General features: G+C 54.5%; 16 protein-coding genes. 7 read left to right on the plus strand and 9 right to left on the minus strand.

Going from position 1 to position 15,854, the window contains the following annotated elements; translation table 11 throughout:
- Positions 1-4: 4 nt before the first annotated feature.
- The 3 genes from HHI26_RS18030 to HHI26_RS18040 form a co-directional block, all read right to left on the minus strand.
- Positions 5-925 carry a TIM barrel protein gene (locus HHI26_RS18030; protein ID WP_159338364.1) on the minus strand — a complete coding sequence of 307 codons (921 nt, stop codon included), beginning with the start codon at positions 923-925 and terminating at the stop codon, positions 5-7.
- 32 nt (positions 926-957) lie between these two features.
- Entirely contained in the window at positions 958-2,388 is a 1,431-nt protein-coding gene (locus HHI26_RS18035) for a sugar porter family MFS transporter (protein ID WP_227535478.1), read from the minus strand.
- 193 nt (positions 2,389-2,581) lie between these two features.
- On the minus strand, positions 2,582-3,613 hold the full coding sequence (locus HHI26_RS18040) for a LacI family DNA-binding transcriptional regulator (protein ID WP_133844547.1): 1,032 nt from the start codon (positions 3,611-3,613) through the stop codon (positions 2,582-2,584).
- 246 nt (positions 3,614-3,859) lie between these two features.
- Here HHI26_RS18040 and HHI26_RS18045 point away from each other — a divergent pair, with 246 nt between their 5' ends.
- Positions 3,860-4,477 (plus strand): TetR/AcrR family transcriptional regulator, encoded by a 618-nt coding sequence (locus HHI26_RS18045; RefSeq protein ID WP_171149464.1) that lies wholly within the window; start codon positions 3,860-3,862, stop codon positions 4,475-4,477.
- The gene (locus HHI26_RS18050; RefSeq protein ID WP_133844543.1) at positions 4,474-5,340 is read left to right on the plus strand and encodes a helix-turn-helix domain-containing protein; all 867 of its coding nucleotides are present in this window, start codon (positions 4,474-4,476) and stop codon (positions 5,338-5,340) included. Before HHI26_RS18045 ends, HHI26_RS18050 begins: the two co-directional genes overlap by 4 nt.
- A 71-nt stretch (positions 5,341-5,411) precedes the next feature.
- Here HHI26_RS18050 and HHI26_RS18055 read toward each other — a convergent pair whose 3' ends face one another.
- Positions 5,412-5,624, minus strand: coding sequence for a YdgH/BhsA/McbA-like domain containing protein (locus HHI26_RS18055; protein WP_133844541.1), 213 nt, complete (start codon positions 5,622-5,624; stop codon positions 5,412-5,414).
- A 315-nt stretch (positions 5,625-5,939) separates the two neighbouring features.
- Between HHI26_RS18055 and HHI26_RS18060 the strand changes: the two genes are divergently transcribed.
- The 5 genes from HHI26_RS18060 to fhuB all read left to right on the plus strand — a co-directional run bounded on the left by HHI26_RS18060 (position 5,940) and on the right by fhuB (position 12,751).
- On the plus strand, positions 5,940-6,440 hold the full coding sequence (locus tag HHI26_RS18060; protein WP_133844539.1) for an RNA polymerase sigma factor: 501 nt from the start codon (positions 5,940-5,942) through the stop codon (positions 6,438-6,440).
- A gap of 4 nt (positions 6,441-6,444) precedes the next feature.
- Positions 6,445-7,497 carry a FecR domain-containing protein gene (locus HHI26_RS18065; RefSeq protein ID WP_171149465.1) on the plus strand — a complete coding sequence of 351 codons (1,053 nt, stop codon included), beginning with the start codon at positions 6,445-6,447 and terminating at the stop codon, positions 7,495-7,497.
- A gap of 90 nt (positions 7,498-7,587) precedes the next feature.
- The gene (locus HHI26_RS18070; protein ID WP_133844535.1) at positions 7,588-9,957 is read left to right on the plus strand and encodes a TonB-dependent siderophore receptor; all 2,370 of its coding nucleotides are present in this window, start codon (positions 7,588-7,590) and stop codon (positions 9,955-9,957) included.
- Entirely contained in the window at positions 9,957-10,853 is an 897-nt protein-coding gene (locus HHI26_RS18075) for an ABC transporter substrate-binding protein (RefSeq protein WP_159338367.1), read from the plus strand. Before HHI26_RS18070 ends, HHI26_RS18075 begins: the two co-directional genes overlap by 1 nt.
- A complete protein-coding gene (gene fhuB, locus HHI26_RS18080; protein WP_159338368.1) occupies positions 10,853-12,751 on the plus strand; it encodes a Fe(3+)-hydroxamate ABC transporter permease FhuB in 1,899 nt (632 codons plus the stop codon). Before HHI26_RS18075 ends, fhuB begins: the two co-directional genes overlap by 1 nt.
- Positions 12,752-12,813: 62 nt before the next feature.
- Here fhuB and HHI26_RS18085 read toward each other — a convergent pair whose 3' ends face one another.
- The 5 genes from HHI26_RS18085 to HHI26_RS18105 all read right to left on the minus strand — a co-directional run bounded on the left by HHI26_RS18085 (position 12,814) and on the right by HHI26_RS18105 (position 15,831).
- Entirely contained in the window at positions 12,814-13,209 is a 396-nt protein-coding gene (locus HHI26_RS18085) for a polyketide cyclase (RefSeq protein ID WP_133844529.1), read from the minus strand.
- Positions 13,210-13,398: 189 nt separating this feature from the next.
- Positions 13,399-13,890: a GPW/gp25 family protein gene (locus HHI26_RS18090; protein ID WP_167864207.1), complete on the minus strand. Its 492-nt coding sequence runs from the start codon at positions 13,888-13,890 to the stop codon at positions 13,399-13,401.
- A 10-nt stretch (positions 13,891-13,900) separates the two neighbouring features.
- The gene (locus HHI26_RS18095) at positions 13,901-14,698 is read right to left on the minus strand and encodes a type VI secretion system accessory protein TagJ (RefSeq protein ID WP_133844525.1); all 798 of its coding nucleotides are present in this window, start codon (positions 14,696-14,698) and stop codon (positions 13,901-13,903) included.
- A gap of 23 nt (positions 14,699-14,721) precedes the next feature.
- Complete coding sequence (locus HHI26_RS18100; protein ID WP_171149466.1) at positions 14,722-15,564, minus strand: TagK domain-containing protein; 843 nt, start codon at positions 15,562-15,564, stop codon at positions 14,722-14,724.
- A 3-nt stretch (positions 15,565-15,567) separates the two neighbouring features.
- Entirely contained in the window at positions 15,568-15,831 is a 264-nt protein-coding gene (locus HHI26_RS18105) for a PAAR domain-containing protein (protein WP_133844521.1), read from the minus strand.
- Positions 15,832-15,854 lie beyond the last annotated feature (23 nt).

Here is a 15,854-nt window from a genome sequence, read left to right on the forward strand (position 1 = left end):
TTAATCAGAATCCAACAGAGTTGAGGTAACGCAGGCTTTCGGTCACGTCGTGCAGGCTGCCATCGGCATTGCGCGGGTCACGTTCCTGTTCAATGGTGATCCAGCCCTGGTAGTGGCGTTCGACCAGGAAGGCACGCACTGCCGGGTAGTCGATGGCCCCTTTGCCAATCGGGCACATCACCCCTTCGGCACAGGCGGTGAAGAAGTCCAGCTCACGGGCGATCACATCGCGGAATACCTTGTCGTTAACATCCTTAAAGTGCAGGTAGTCGATACGGTCAAAGTACTGTGCCAGCGCAGGGATCGGGTCCATACCGGCGTAGTACAGATGCCCGGTATCCAGACACAGGCCAGCCACGCTGTGCGGGATGTCCTGCACCAGTTTTGCCAATTCATCGGCAAACTCAATGCTGCCGCCTGCATGCGGATGGATAACCGGGCGCACGCCGTACCCTTTGGCGATACGGCTGATCTCGGTGATGTGGCTCATCATGCGCTGCCAGTCGGTGTCGGACAGGCGCACGGCTTTATCGTACTGCCCGGCAAGACGTGCGCGTTCTGCATCGCCAAAGTCGATAATCACCAGGTAGGGCGCAGGAAGGTTGTCGCCGTGAGTCGGGGTTGCCGTCGGCACTTGCGAGACATTGCGGCACAGGTTATGCGTCAGCTCAATCATCGCCGGGAAGTTCGCTTCGCTCACCAGATCGTCAAAGATGGTGCCCGCCACAATCGTCAGCCCGTACTGGTTCAGTTTTTCGGTCAGCAGTGCCGGGTCGGTTGGCAGATACGTCCAGGGACCCAGCTCTATGCTCTTGTAACCGGCCTGTGCGGCTTCTTTCAGCACTTTCTCATACGGCGGCAGGTGCGGGTTCTTTGGGTCATCGACGCCCCAGCTGCAGGGTGCGTTAGCAATATGAATAGTCATTTCGGTGTCCTTTCTTTATCAATAAATCGCACTCAGCGAGTGGCTGTTTTGCTTTCTTGTTGGGGGGTGTTGAAGCGTTCCAGAATCAGCGCTTCCATTTTTTCCAGTGAAACCCCTTTGGTTTCAGGCAGCAGAGCTTTCACAAACCACCAGGAAGCCAGTGAACACACCGCGAACAGCAGCAGTGGGAAGGCGCCGTGGAAGTTATCGTTGAGATAGGCGTTCTGGTTCATCATCGGGAAGGACTGGCTGACAAAGAAGTTACCGGCCCACATGGCGCAGATAGAGAAGCCCATGCCAGCACCGCGCAGGCGGGTGGGGAAGATTTCACCAATCACCGTCCACACCACCTGGCCCCAGGTGCCGCCGAACAGGAACATAAAGCCGAACAGGCCGATAACGGAGACCCAGCCGGTCATGCCGCTGTAGAAGGTATAGAAGGTGATCAGCAGGCAGACGGCAGAGCCGAGGGAACCGATCAGCAGCAGTGATTTGCGTCCCATTTTGTCGATCAGCATCATGCCGACCACCACGCCCACAAACTGCAGCACCGCCAGCCAGATGGTCATGTACATCGCTTCCTGCATGTTATGGGTCACGTTCATCAGCAAGGTCGGGCCAAAATACTGGATGACGTTGATGCCGGTGAGCTGGTTAAAGATGGCCAGGCCAACGCCAATCACCAGGAAGATCGAGGTCTTACGGTTGAAGCTGACGCGCTCGCGGTTCACCTGCTTATCGGCGTTATAACGCAGCGACTCCTGGATCTCGTTCATCACGCGTTGTGCATGCTCAGGGGTGGAGATGCGCGACAGGGTTTTCAGTGCCTGCTCGTTGCGGCCGACCATCGCGTTCCAGCGGGGTGACTCAGGAATAAAGCCGACAAACAGGAAGAACAGGATGCAGGGAACAAAGGCGGCACCCAGCATCCAGCGCCAGCCGTAGGCATTCAGCCACTCTGGATCGGCATTTTTGGCAATCAGGTAGTTGGTCAGCAGGACCAGCACCTGGCCGCCAACGCAGCAGATCATGTGCATGGTCATGGCCCGACCGCGATAATCTTTCGGCGCGACTTCGGCAATGTAGATAGGGGAGATCACCGAGGCAAGGCCGATGCCCAGTCCGCCGATAATGCGGAACACCACAAAGGTGGTGAAGTCCGGGGCCAGTGCAGTGCCGGCAACGGAGACCACAAACAGAATGGCGGTGACGATCAGCATTTTTTTACGGCCATAACGGTCAGCCAGTTTTCCTGCCACCAGACAGCCAATAACACAGCCGATGATGACGTTAGACACCGCCCAGCCCGTTTCGGCAGGTGAGAGTTGATAGTGGTGGCTGATAGGTTCGATAGCGCCGGAGATGACCGACGAATCATAGCCAAACAGCAGACCACCGAGGGCAGCAACGGCGCAAATCGCCATCACATAGGCCATGTTATGTTTTGGTGTTGATAGAGGCACGGAGGAGATCCTTCAATTATTATTTGAAGGGAGTATCAAACAAACATTCCATTACCTACAATGATGGAATGTTTGTTTTTTGATGGTGATCTCACTATTTTTGATAGCTTTGAATGATAATATTCTATCATTTCCGCTATTTCAGTGAGTTATTCGATAGTTCTGTCGGATTCCGCTGTTGACCCGCAGTGCGTCAGTAATTCTCTTTGGTTATCAATTCGAAACTGCTGGTCAGGGCGATAAAGCCACCACGTTCCTCGATGCTGGCTTGCTGCATCGCCTCAATGACGCGGGCGGCCAGCTCGTCCAGTCGATGGGCTATCATGATATCCAGCGTGCCGTCGATCAGTGCCAGCTGAGCATCCTGCAACGGGCCGTGGCAGATTAACGTAATGTCCTGCCGCCGGGCACTGTCACGCAGGGCATTGACGACACCTTCCACACCGCCGCAGGGCGCATAGATCACGGACAATTCCGGGTGGCGATGAATCAGTTCGGCAGTGACCTGATAGCCCCGCTCAACGTTTTCAAAACTCTTAACCGGTTCCAGTACCGTATGGCCGGTGGCGTATTCCCGCAGGTACGAACGGAAGCTGATTTCGCACGTTTCCTGACATAAAAAGCGATTATCACCGACAATCACCCCGACTTTTCCCGGTGGGCCGCTCAGACGCTGAACAGCCCATGCGGCGGTTCGGCCCGCTTTTCGGTTATCCAGGCCGATATACCCGGCGTGGCCACAGGGCGAGAGATCGGAGAGAACGGTAAATACTTTTACGCCTTTTTGTGTGGCTTTCTCCACCGCCCGACGGATGAGCGCATTATCCAGCGCGATCAGTGCCAGCACGTTAACGTGATCGCTCAGTTCATCAATCGTTGCCGCCGTTTCTTCAATGGCATGGATATCATGAAAGGCGAATTCAATGCGGGTGCCCTCCTGTAAATACGGTGCGGCGTGCTGTTCCAGTGCCCGGGAAAACGTATCGTAGAACGAGTAGTCACGCGACAGCAGAATGACGCCAATCCGCAGCGAACCTGAACTCTGGCGTGGGGCGCTGACGTTAAGAAAATCAGGATCAAAACGATAGCCGAGCCGGGACGCGGCCTGAACCACGCGATGTTCGGTGTCCGGGCGAACGGGAGCTCGTCGGTTCAGTACCCTGTCGACCGTGGCAACACCCACGCCAGCTTCGCGGGCGATGTCCGTTAATGTGGTTTTTTTCATCCTGGATTCCCTGATATAAGCAATGACAAAAAACTATCACGTCTGCCCACAGGGCAACAGTACAGGCAGAGGACTAAATACTCAGGACATGATGCTCATCAGATTATTTTTTTTATTGTGCACAAAATAAGATTTAAAAATTTCATTTTTGGCCGGTGTCAGTAAAGGTAAAAAAAACCAGATATTTCCAAAATTATGCTATCTTTCTGCAAACATACCGCGTGGTATCTTTTAGCCGAAAACGTCATGATTAAACATCCCACATCATCTCATTCACTGCGCGAAGCGCTCTGCTGTGAACGGGGTTATAAGCGTAAAAAACAACCGGAACAGGTCAGGGCGGCGCTGATCCACTCCGCTGCCGAACTTGCCGCCCTCGAGGGGCTGACAGGCGTCACTGTTCAGGCCGTGTCTGCTGCTGCGGGCGTGACGAAAGGCGGGTTCTTTCATCATTTTCCCCATAAGCAGGCGCTGCTGGATGCGGTCTTCGAAAGTTTCCTCGCGGAGAATGAACAAGCTATTGACCGTGTCATGGCCGCTGATGAGCCATCATCCGGTTGCTTCACACGTGCGTATATTAGCGTGGCGTTTGATGACATTTTACAGGCGGAGAAAAGCCTGAGGATCCCGTTATCGCTGTCGATGATGGCATCACCCGAGCTGTGTGAACGCTGGTCGTTGTGGCTGGCGGGGCGACTGCAACGCCACCACGAGACGGACAGTCTTCCACAGCATGAGGTGGCACGACTGGCGGCCGATGGCGCATGGCTGGCCTATTCACTGGGTAATGCCCGCGGCATTCGTGACGCGTTATCCCTGAAAAACATTTTGCTGACACTCACCAGAGAGCGACCTTTATCGTGAAAACGACCTTCAAACAGGAAGTTGTTCATCAACTGCTGCACTGGCTGGAAGGGAATATCCATACGCCGCTGACCATTAACGACTTTGTTGAAAAGTCGGGCTATTCAAAATGGCATCTGCAACGTATTTTCAAAGAGGTGACCGGGCAGAAGCTGGCATCGTATTGTCGTCAGCGGCGGCTGACCTCCAGTGCGGTGATGCTGCGTCTGTTTGATAAACAGATCGACTCCGTTGGCAGTGAGCACGGTTTCTCCAGCCATAACGTCTACCACAAAACCTTCAAGCGCCATTTCAATGTGACGCCCGCACAGTATCGTGATGCGTTGCACTGGTCATGCAAAGGGTTGTGTCCGCCGATTAACCTCAGCGAAATGGCTGTTCCTGAAGGTCAACTGGTCGAGCTGGATGCGATGACCTTGCAGGGGCGCGTGACGGATTATGCTTTCACGCTGGATACCATTTGCCACTTTTGCTGGGATCAACGCGCCATTTTATGGCGGGAGCGACTGGCGTCAGCGGTGGCAAAACCCACCGCGCTGTACGGTCTGACCAATGTGATCAAAGGTGGCCCGCGTGCCGATGATTGCGCCACCCTGCAGTACCTGGCTTGCTTTGATCCTGATACGGCAAGTGGGGAAGAGCCTTTGGTGCAGGTGGATATCGAAAAGCAAACTTATCTGCATTTCACTTTCAGCGGCGATGTGCAGCAGTTCGCTGATTTCATCAAGCTGATTTATGAACATGCTCTGCCGACAGCGGGCGCGGTGCGCCGTGATGGCTACGATATTGAGCGCATCGATCCGCAGCGCATCAGAAGTTCCGCTACCGGTCGCATCGACTACTATGTGCCAGTGATTGTCTGATTGCAGGATCGGGTATGCCCGTTCCCTGTTATCCAGGGACCGGGCATATAACCGTAAACTGTCTGTCGGTGTTATTTCAGCAGTTCAGCTGTCATGTGAACGCCATTGTTGGTATTGGCTTCAGTAATTTTGTAAGACGATGCACCCGCCTGCTGTGCCTGAGCGGCGATACTGGCTTCTGCGCTGTCCAGCGTTGAACCGGTTGCTGTCACGCTTTGTGCGAAGCTGGCGAAAGAAACGGTAGAAAGCACGATAACTGCTGCAAAAGTTTTGATGGATTTCATGGGGTAGTTCCTTTATTAAGTTTGTATGATTGAGGCTTGTTGCCTCGTTGAAAGCAATACTACGCTTGCTAATGAAGTAGTGATAGCGGAGTGATTTGCTCATCTATATCAAATAATTTGATTGAAAATTGACGGCGTTTTACATTGTTTGCAGAACGCTGACTGACAACGTTATTTCACGCTGTAGATTGACGTTGCATGACATTGGCTGCCCGAAAATAGTTCTTCCTTTCGCGTAATAATAAAAATGATTATCATTCAACTTAATGCTACGCTCAGGCGGCCGCTTTGCTCTGTCGCCAGTGAGAACCTATCGTGTCAGCGTTTGAACAGTATTACGTAGAAGTCCTGCGCTTTCTGACGCGTAAGCTGCGCGACCGCGACAGCGCCCAGGAGATGACGCAAGAAACGTTCAGCCGGGCGTTGACGTTGCCATCCGGTGGGCCGGTGCAATCACCGCGCGGCCTGCTCTATCACATCGCACGTAACCTGCTGGTCGACCGCTATCGCCATCAGCAGCGTCAATCCCATGAAAACCTTGATGACATCGATGAATCCTGTATTGTCGCACCCGGCGGCTGGCAGCCTGAGGCTCAGGCCGAAAGCAGCCAGTATGCGGCTCAACTGGTGGCGACTATCGACAGTCTGCCACCGCGCTGTCGTCAGGCGTTCGTGCTGCACCGTTTTGACGGGCTCTCACAGAATGAGGTGGCGAAGCAGATGGGGATTTCTACCAATATGGTTGAAAAACATATTATTCGGGCGATGACGGCCTGCCGGGAATGCAGCGAACGCTGGCAGGACAGCAAGGGATAATGCGATGAATACCTCTGATTCCTCACGCACCGAACGGGCGGAGAAAGCCCAGCACTGGCTACTACAACAGCAGGCGGAGTTAACGCCCCGGCAGCAGCGGGAGTTTGCGCGCTGGCAGGCTGATGACGACAATGCTGCTGAGTTTGCCCGGGCGCAGCGCCTGTGGCAGCAACTGGGTGCGTTGCCTGCGGCTGATATTGCCCGCCTGCGCCAGCAAACCCGGCGCGAACTGTCCGCCCCGACACGGCGGACCCGACTGCTTTGGCCTGCACTGGCGATGCTGTTGCTGGCGGTGCTGGTCTGGCCTGCCTGGCAGAGCCTCGCCCCGGCTCAGTTCGAACAGAGCTACGCCACTGCACGCGGCGAACAGCGTCTGATTACCCTTCCTGACGGCAGTGAACTGAATCTGGATGCAGGCACCCGGCTGCGTGTTGCTTTTTATCCGCAGCGGCGCGAAGTGTGGCTGGAGCAGGGGCAGGCCTTTTTCCAGGTGGCGCATCAGGCAGAACGCCCTCTGACGGTGCGTAGTGGCCCGTCACGGGTGACGGTACTCGGCACCGCCTTCAGCGTTCGTTATATTCCGCACTCGATGAGTGGGGCAGGGGTGGATGTCGCAGTGCGTTCCGGTGCCGTGCGCGTTGGCCCGCTGTCAGGCTGGGAATACAGCTGGTGGCGACTGGTGAAAACCGTTGGACTGTCTCAGGCTGATGCTCATCTTCAGGTGCTGCGCGCCGGGCAACAGGGCCGCAGTGATGCCCGTGGTTTGCTGGTGGCAGAAAACGCCATTGCTCCGCAGGCGGTCGCCCCCTGGCAGCAGGCGCGAGTCAACTTTGATAACACCCCGCTACCGCTGGCGCTGGCCGAATTCGCCCGCTACGGAGCGGTGAACTATCAGGCAGATCCGCAGCTGGCGGATTTGCGCATCACAGGAAGTTTCGAATTGCAGCGGCTGGACAGTTTTGCCAGAGCGCTACCCGCCGTGCTGCCGGTGATGCTGAAGAAGCAGGGTGACAGCACACTGATCGTGCCGCGTAACAGCAAAGCAAAAAAGTCGTAAAAAAAATGGCGATGTGACGTCAGGGTTTTGTCGACCTATGCGTCTACTAAGGGAAATGATTCTTATTACATAACCTTTGGGAACTGACACATGGCTCTGTTTACCTTTGCTGCACTGCCGGGAAAATCTCTTAAATACAGCGCAGTATCGCTGGCTATCGCACTGAATACGCTGGCACCTTATGCTGCTGCGGCAAGTACAACCGTGGCGGTTTCACTGCCGCAGCAGCCGTTGTCGTCGGCGCTGAACGCGCTGGCACAACAGGCTGGCGTTCAGCTTATCGTTGCGCCATCGGCGGTCGCCAATAAAACCGCCCCTGCCGTGAGCGGCACCATGACGTTGGAAAGCGCCCTCGACCGCCTGTTACAGGGCAGTGGCCTGCACTACAGTCGCCAGAACGATATGGTCACCGTCGAGCCGGGCGATACCCTGGATGGCAACACGCTGACAGTCACCGCCAACAGCGGCCAGCAGGGCGGCAGTGTTCCGCAGCAGACCAGCAGCGCCACCAAAACCAACAGCTCACTGCTGGACGTCCCGCAGTCAGTCTCCGTGATCAGTCGCCAGCAGATGGACCGCCAGAACGTACAAAGTGTGACGGAAGCACTGCGCTATGTGCCGGGGGTAAAAACCGAAACCTACGGCGTTGATCCAAAAGGCTATGACTGGATTTATATTCGTGGCTTCAATGCATTAACCACTAACGACTATCGTGACGGTCTGCGCCAGCTCAACAACAGCTACAGCTATTTCCGTACCGAGCCGTATGCACTGGAACGCATCGATGTGGTACGCGGCCCGTCATCCACCCTGTTTGGCCTGGGTGATGCCGGTGGCATTATCAACCGCGTCAGCAAACTGCCGACCGCCCAGGGCGTGCATGAAGTGGAAGTGCAGCTTGGCAACTTCGACCGCCGCCAGCTGCAGTTCGACCTTAGCGACAAGATTAATGATGACAGCCGTTATCTCTACCGTCTGGTGGGGGTAGCGCGCGACAGCAATACCCAGTTCCAGTACGCCAACGGCCCGAAAGTGAAAGATGATCGCGTGTATATCGCCCCCTCATTCACCTGGCTGCCGAATGCCGACACCAGCCTGACGCTGCGTGCCGACTACCTGCGCGACAGCTCCGGCGGCACCATCGCCGTATTGACGGAGCCTGATGGCAAAGTCACCGATACGCTGCTGGGCGATTACAGCTATAACCATTTCCGCAACGAGCAGTTCACCGTGGGTTATGAGTTTAGTCATCAACTGAATGATGCTATCCAGCTGCGCCAGAACCTGCGTTTTGGTCAGACCGATACCATCCTCAATAACTTGCTGCCGGGCGCGACGGATTACACCGCAGGCACCCAGGCACGCAATGCTGTGCGTTTTGATGAGCATATGCAGGCGTTCAACATCGACAACCAGTTACAGGCTGATTTTGCCACTGGTACGATCAATCACACCTTGCTGACCGGCATCGATTACAGCTGGTTGGACGGTAACGCAAAACGCTTTAACCAGGCTGCTCCGACGCTGAATATCTTCCAGCCACAGTACGGTGTGGATATTTCTGACCCGACCACGCTGGTGAATAATAACAATCAGACCACCTCCCAGCTTGGCGTCTATGCGCAGGACCAGATCTCCCTGACGCCGAACTGGCTGCTGACCGTGGGGGGGCGGCATGACGATATCAGTATGCGTACCCAGAACAACCTGACGGAGAACACCAGCTGGTTGGATAAAGATGCCTGGACCGGTCGCGCCGGGTTGACCTGGCTGGTGGGTAACGGCCTGGCGCCATATATCAGTTATGCTGAGTCCTTTACGCCGAACAGCGGGACAGACAGCAGCAATAATACGTTCACGCCGAGTAAGGCACACCAGGTTGAGGCCGGGATCAAATACCAGCCCGATGCTGACCTGTTGATGACGCTGGCAGCCTTTGAAATCACCAAAACCAATGTGCTGACCAACGAACTGGTCAATGGCCTGGCGACCGGTTACCAGACGGCCTCGGGCGAAGTGCGTTCACGCGGTATTGAGTGGGAAACCCAGGCGCAGCTGACGCAAAATCTGCATGCGCTGGCGTCTTACAGCTATACCGATACGGAAATCACCAAGAGCAATGACGGCGTGCAGGGCAATAAACAGGCTAACGTCCCGAAACATATGGCGTCAGTATGGTTGAGCTATGGCTTCACCCAGGGCGTGTTGAATGGCCTGACGCTGAACAGCGGCGCACGCTACGTCGGCAGCATGTATGGCGATAATGAAAATACGGTGGCGGTGAAGAACTTTGCTCTGGTTGATGCGGGCGCTGCGTATAAGGTTAACCAGCATCTGACCTTCGGGATGAATGTGCAGAATCTGCTGAACCATCAGTATGTTGGCACCTGTGACGGCACCACCAGCTGCTATCCGGGCCAGGAGCGTACGTTGATTGGTTCCGTGAAATATAACTTCTGATGTCACAGGGATTGTGGCGGCGGCGCGACTGCCTGAAAGCGCTGTTGCTGGCACCGCTGGCGTTCAGTCGCGATCTGTACGCGCAGCCGCTGGCGACAGATCGCATTGTGGCGATTAACTGGGCGGCAGCGGAGCTGATGCTGACGCTCGGGATCACGCCGCTGGCGATCTCCGACAGCGGCTATTTTCGCCGCCGCATCCCCGACCCGGTGCTGCCTGCCGTGGTCAGGGATATCGGCCCTTACTGGGAACCCAATCTGGAGTATCTTGCCCAACTGCGGCCATCACTGATTCTCAGTGATGCGCTGTCGCCGTCAATCCTGGCGGCGCTGGCGCGGATTGCTCCGGTGGAAGTGGTGAATATCTACCCGGCGGAGGGGGATGCCTGGCAGTCGCTGTGTGACTGGCTGCTGCCGCTGGCGGCCCGGCTTAATCGTTTGGCGCAGGCACAACAATTGCTGGATGCGGCCAGCCAGCATCTGGCTGATTTACGACAGCAACTGGCGACGCGTGCGCGTCCGAAAGTGTGTGTGGCGGTGCTCAATCAGGACGGTAAGCATGCCACGGTTTATGGTCAGCACAGTCTGGTGCAGTGCGTACTGGATCGGCTGGGGCTGGTAAATGCCTGGCAACAGCCGGGTAACCGCATTGGGTTGGCGAATGTCAGCATCGATCGTCTGGCGACTCTGGCTGATACCCGGCTATTTTATAGTGAATTGCCCACTACCGCTGACCGGCTGCGCAAGGCACGGCAGTCCAGCGCGTTGTGGCAGCATCTTCCTCTGGTGCAGCAGGGCGATGCCGTCCCGCTGCCCCCCTTTTTTCCGTTTGGTGGTGTACGCACCGCCCTGCGTCTTGCCGACAGCCTGGCGCTGCGGCTGCTGAGTGAACCCTGATGTCACGCTATGCGCCGCTGGCGCTGTTCTGCGGTTTGCTGCTGTTGGCGCTGGCGCTGACGGCCCACCATCTGTTGCCGTTGTTGCACGACAAGGGCAACGGTCACCTGCTGCTGCACTACAGTTTTCTCCCCCGACTGACGATCAGCCTGCTGGCCGGAGGCGCACTGGCGCTGGCCGGTCTGCTTTTCCAGCAGGTACTGCGTAATCCGCTGGCCGAACCTGCCACTCTTGGCGTAGCCGCTGGATCGAATCTGGCGATTGCGCTGGCGCTGGTGCTGGCACCCGGTCTGCTGGTGTGGGGGATGGCACCGGTGGCGCTAGTGGGCGCGGGCATCACCACTCTGTTACTGCTGTTGCTGGTGGCGAAGCAGCAGCTGGCGACGCTGAACATTCTCCTCGCGGGCATGGTACTGAGCCTGTATGCCAGCGCCATTTCTACGCTGCTGGTCATGTTTAACCACGACTATCTCAGCGATTTGTTCAGCTGGCAGGCGGGGGCACTCAGTCAGAATGGCTGGGACAGTGTGCGTCTGCTGCTGTTGCCGTTGCTGCTGCTGAGTGGTGGCAGCCTGCTGCTGGCTCGACCGTTAACGCTGATCGGTCTGTCAGAGCAGAGTGCCGCCAGCCTCGGCGCTTCACCGTTGACCGTTCGCCTGCTGACGCTGTTGATCGCCGTGGCGCTCAGTGCGTTGGTCACCAGTCAGCTAGGCATTATCAGCTTTATTGGCCTGGCGGCTCCCGCACTGGTGCGGCTGCTGGGCGTACGCCGTTTCAGCCAGCAGTTACCCTGGACCCTGGCCTTTGGGGCATTGCTGTTATGGCTGATTGACCAACTGGCACAGTCACTTTCTCCCGCGGCGGGCGATGTGCCAACCGGCGCGATTACCGCATTATTCAGTGCGCCGCTGATCCTGCTGCTGCTGTCCCGCCAGCGGACCATTCGTTTTCCTCAGGCCGCAGCGGATGTACCTGCTTTTTCTCCACCATTGGGTGGCCGTAAGATCGCACTACTCCTGTGCCTGCTGTTGCTGACGATCGGCTTGTCGCTGGGATGGAATCGTCAGTTCACTGAAGGGATGCTGCTGGCGTGGCGCTGGCCGCGGCTGCTGGGATCGCTGGCTGCCGGAGCGATGCTGGCGGTGGCGGGTGTGTTAATTCAGCGCCTGACGCGCAACCCGCTGGCCAGCCCTGAGTTGCTGGGCATCAGCAGCGGCGCATCCCTGGCGATACTGCTACTGTTTATGCTGGCGGGACCGTTATCATGGATGTTTCCTGCCGCGCTGCTCGGCAGCCTGCTGGCGACCGGGGCGATGTTGTGGCTGGGGGCCCGGCGGGGTTTTCAACCACAGCGTCTGGTGCTGGTGGGGTTGTGTCTGACCAGTATCAGCGGCGCGCTGACCAGCCTGCTGATGCTAAGCGGTGACCCGCGTGCGTTGCAATTGCTGAACTGGAGCACTGGCTCGACCGCAGGTATCACGGCCAGCGTTGCGTTGTTCGGGGCAGGGCTGGCGGTCGTGTTGATTCCTTTGACGCTGCTGCTCCGGCGTGGTCTGCAACTGCTGGGATTGGGCACACAGCCCGCGCAGTCGTTGGGGCTGCATTTGCGTACCCATAGTCTGTTAATTCTGCTGCTGGCGGCGGCGCTAACGGCGGGCGGTACGTTGTTGATCGGGCCGCTGAGTTTTGTCGGACTGATCGCTCCACAGCTTGCTCGCTACAGTGGTGCGCGCAGTGTGTCCGCTCAGATTGGGTTGGCAGCATTGCTGGGGGCAACGCTGATGGTGCTGGCCGACTGGCTCGGACGTAACATCGCCTGGCCGTGGCCCGTTTCGGCAGGGATACTTTGCTCACTGATCGGCGCACCCTGGTTTTTATGGCAACTACGTCGGCGCTGAATGAGTGCCGACGCATCTGCCTGCGACTGATATTGGCCAGTCCGGCGGTGTCTCTCTGGCTGTCAGGTGGTCAGCAGCTGATGTAGCGCCTGTAAATCACGTTTCACCCATTCCAGTTCCTGGGCGAATTTTTCATCCGACAGCAGTGGCTGGCGAAATACGGTGATTAACACCTGTGAGCCCTCTTCGTTGGCGACAATGCGCATAGGAACGAAGATTTCTTTGCTATAACCGCTGTCAATATAGTGGTCCATAATGCAGAACGGGTTATGTTCGGTGAAGCGTACTTTGACCGGTCCCTGTGGGCCACGCCCTTTCCAGCTATTGCCATCTGGCTCAAGCGGCCCCTGACTCAGACCCGAAGCCCACTTGGGGAAAAACTCCGGTTTCCAGATCGTTTCATACAAATCTACCCAGTTACGATGGATAGCCAGGCTAAGAGTATGTGAGGACAGCATAATACCTCCGGTCAGTGGTCAATAACGGATTTAACCATCCTGAAAGGAAGATGGGAAGGAGGAGCGTTCCATTGTGTTAACTGGGTAGCGAAGCGCGAGGACTGAAGCGACAAACGTGAAGGCGGTCTGACCTGAATAAGGTCCCTCACCGCTAGCGCAGCTTTCCGCTACGGTGAGGAATCTTGTCATTTACATGCTTTTTATTTCAGCATGCGAGGTTTCTACATCATAACGTCCGTGGAAACAGAGATCGATTGGATGAGGATGCCAGTCAATAAGCCCTCTTATTTCAAAAAGAATCATACCATTTTTCGTGGGGTGCTCTTCGGTAAGTAGCGAACGCACCATCAGTGATTCAGGAATAATCCTTGTTTCAAATCTCAAGATCGCTGTTCTGATATTTTTTTCAATCGAATGCCATCGATGCTGATTGGCAAAGCTTCCGACCAGGGCACTTACGCCATAGTTTACCACTGAATCGGCGACCAGATTGTGCCTGTATTCATCAAGACTGTCTTCGATGTTGGTGTTATTCAGCATCGTAGCGATATCTTTCTGAACAATTGATCGCATCTTTCTCGAATCAAAAAAAAATTCATCAAAGCGTTCACTACTTTTTTTCGGCTCGTCATCCTGCAGTCTTTCCAGTAATGTAGGCAAAAACTGCCTTTTCTTTTCCATCACTGAATCCTCAGGCAAACGTTATTTTTCCGCTTTCCAGTAAAGAGAAATCACCTGCATCGGTAATGATGACCTTGCGTCCTGATCCTTTGGAACAGGTGGCAGAGACATCTTCCCACTCTGTGACTAAACCGAGTTTGGCATCCTTACTGGCATTTTCCATCAGGGGATAGCGTGAAGGGATGTAACCGTAATACACATCGCTATGGGTCTGAATATGGGCTTTAGACCAGATCAGATCGATGATTTCTTTAGGTTTTTCAATGCTTAATGATTTTATCTCGGAGAAGGGTACCCAACGGTAACCACCGGCAGCGATAAACTCACAGGCAGGCCCAATACGCCCGTCACTGTCTGAAATCCAGGAAAAGGACCCTATGTGCGGACTTTCCCCGGCGCTTCCATTCACCAATGAGAAAGCCTGGCTACGCAGTTCGTCCTGCTCGTTCAGCGCTCCGTCAGACAGTAACTTGTTTGCCTGATTTAACAAGTTAATCCATTCGGGTAACTCAAGATTGAGCATGCCAGGTAAGCGTTCGCCACGCAGCACTTCTTCTCTGATTAATTCACTGAATATCAGGTTTTTTGCAATTTCCACTTCTTGTAATGAATCACTATTAATGACTTCGATGGTTTGTAGTTGCATCAATGCTTTTTGCCACGAACCTTCAATACAGTACAGTTTGTAGAGTGTTTCACGTAAGGAGATATCATCAGGTTTAGCTTTAACCTGAGACAAACAATTCGCCAGAACCTCCTCAAGTGAGGCGGTCTTCAACGATCCATATAATGACTTTGTAGTATCCATCTACTTTTCCTTCAGAGTATATTTTAGTAATGACTGTCCAGACCAATCTTATAAAGATCCTGGAAAGCAAGTTCAGGTATAACTTTTTTCTCTTTTGCCGTGAATTTTTCCGGCGCCAGTAGCATTAATATTTCATATTTTTCTTCTTCATACAGAACATCATCCTGCAGGTTGGCAACTTCAAGTTCATCCCAGACTTTATCAATCAGTGAAGGAGCATCCAGAATACACTCCATGATGGTTTTCGATTGCATATCCGATCGGGTAGCATCAAAGAAACCATCATCATTAATAACGTAATGAGATTTTTTTTCATCCTTATTATAAAGATTGCTGTTGATCTGCCCCCAAATCAGGAACTTCTTATATTCAGTTTCTAGCGGCTTAATTGCATCATTCTCACTGACTCTTTCCGAGAACATCTCATTTGAGTAATTAAGATCGGCAATATAATGAGCGCCACTCGGTAAAATATCTTCTATTTCAGGAATGTGAGTGTTGCTTCTGTCGGTTTCATAGCCATTCAATGTATAGAACATATCATCAAGAGCCGTCGTGCTCTCGCTCACCACTGCCTGAATATTATAATGGCCTATTTGTATTTCTGAACCTAAATTCAGGGTGCGAATTTCGTTCTTTTCAACAGGGATCCCATCAATGATACAGACATAATCGCTACAGGCATTGAAAACGGCGAACCCGGCGAGTGTCCAGTAAAAATACACAGTATTCTCTTCTGGTAGAGCAGGATGCTCGTCTGAAAACTCCCCCTTTATGACGTTGAAGCCCACACGCGCTTCTGATGTATGAGATTCATCAAGTTTGAAGCGATAGTGTTGATCAGGCCAGGTGATTGATAAGTACATTATTTATCCACCGATATAAACATCACCAGAACCACTGGCGACTGCGGCACCGCATCCGCAGACGTCTCCCAGACGGGCTGCGTTGCAACTATTGATAAACACAGATCCCGAACCGGAAGCAACCGGTGCAGCACCATGAATGGCACAGGTCGCAACGCTGCCGCCCGTGATAGCGGCGTTAGAGCTGTTGATCGTGGTATCGCCTGAACCTGAAACAATCACTCCACCGTGGCAGACTGCATCACTAACTCTGGCTGCATTTTGCATAAATCACCTCATGTTGATTAATT

Source organism: Erwinia sp. JH02, assembly GCF_013074405.1.
Lineage (GTDB): Bacteria > Pseudomonadota > Gammaproteobacteria > Enterobacterales > Enterobacteriaceae > Erwinia > Erwinia rhapontici.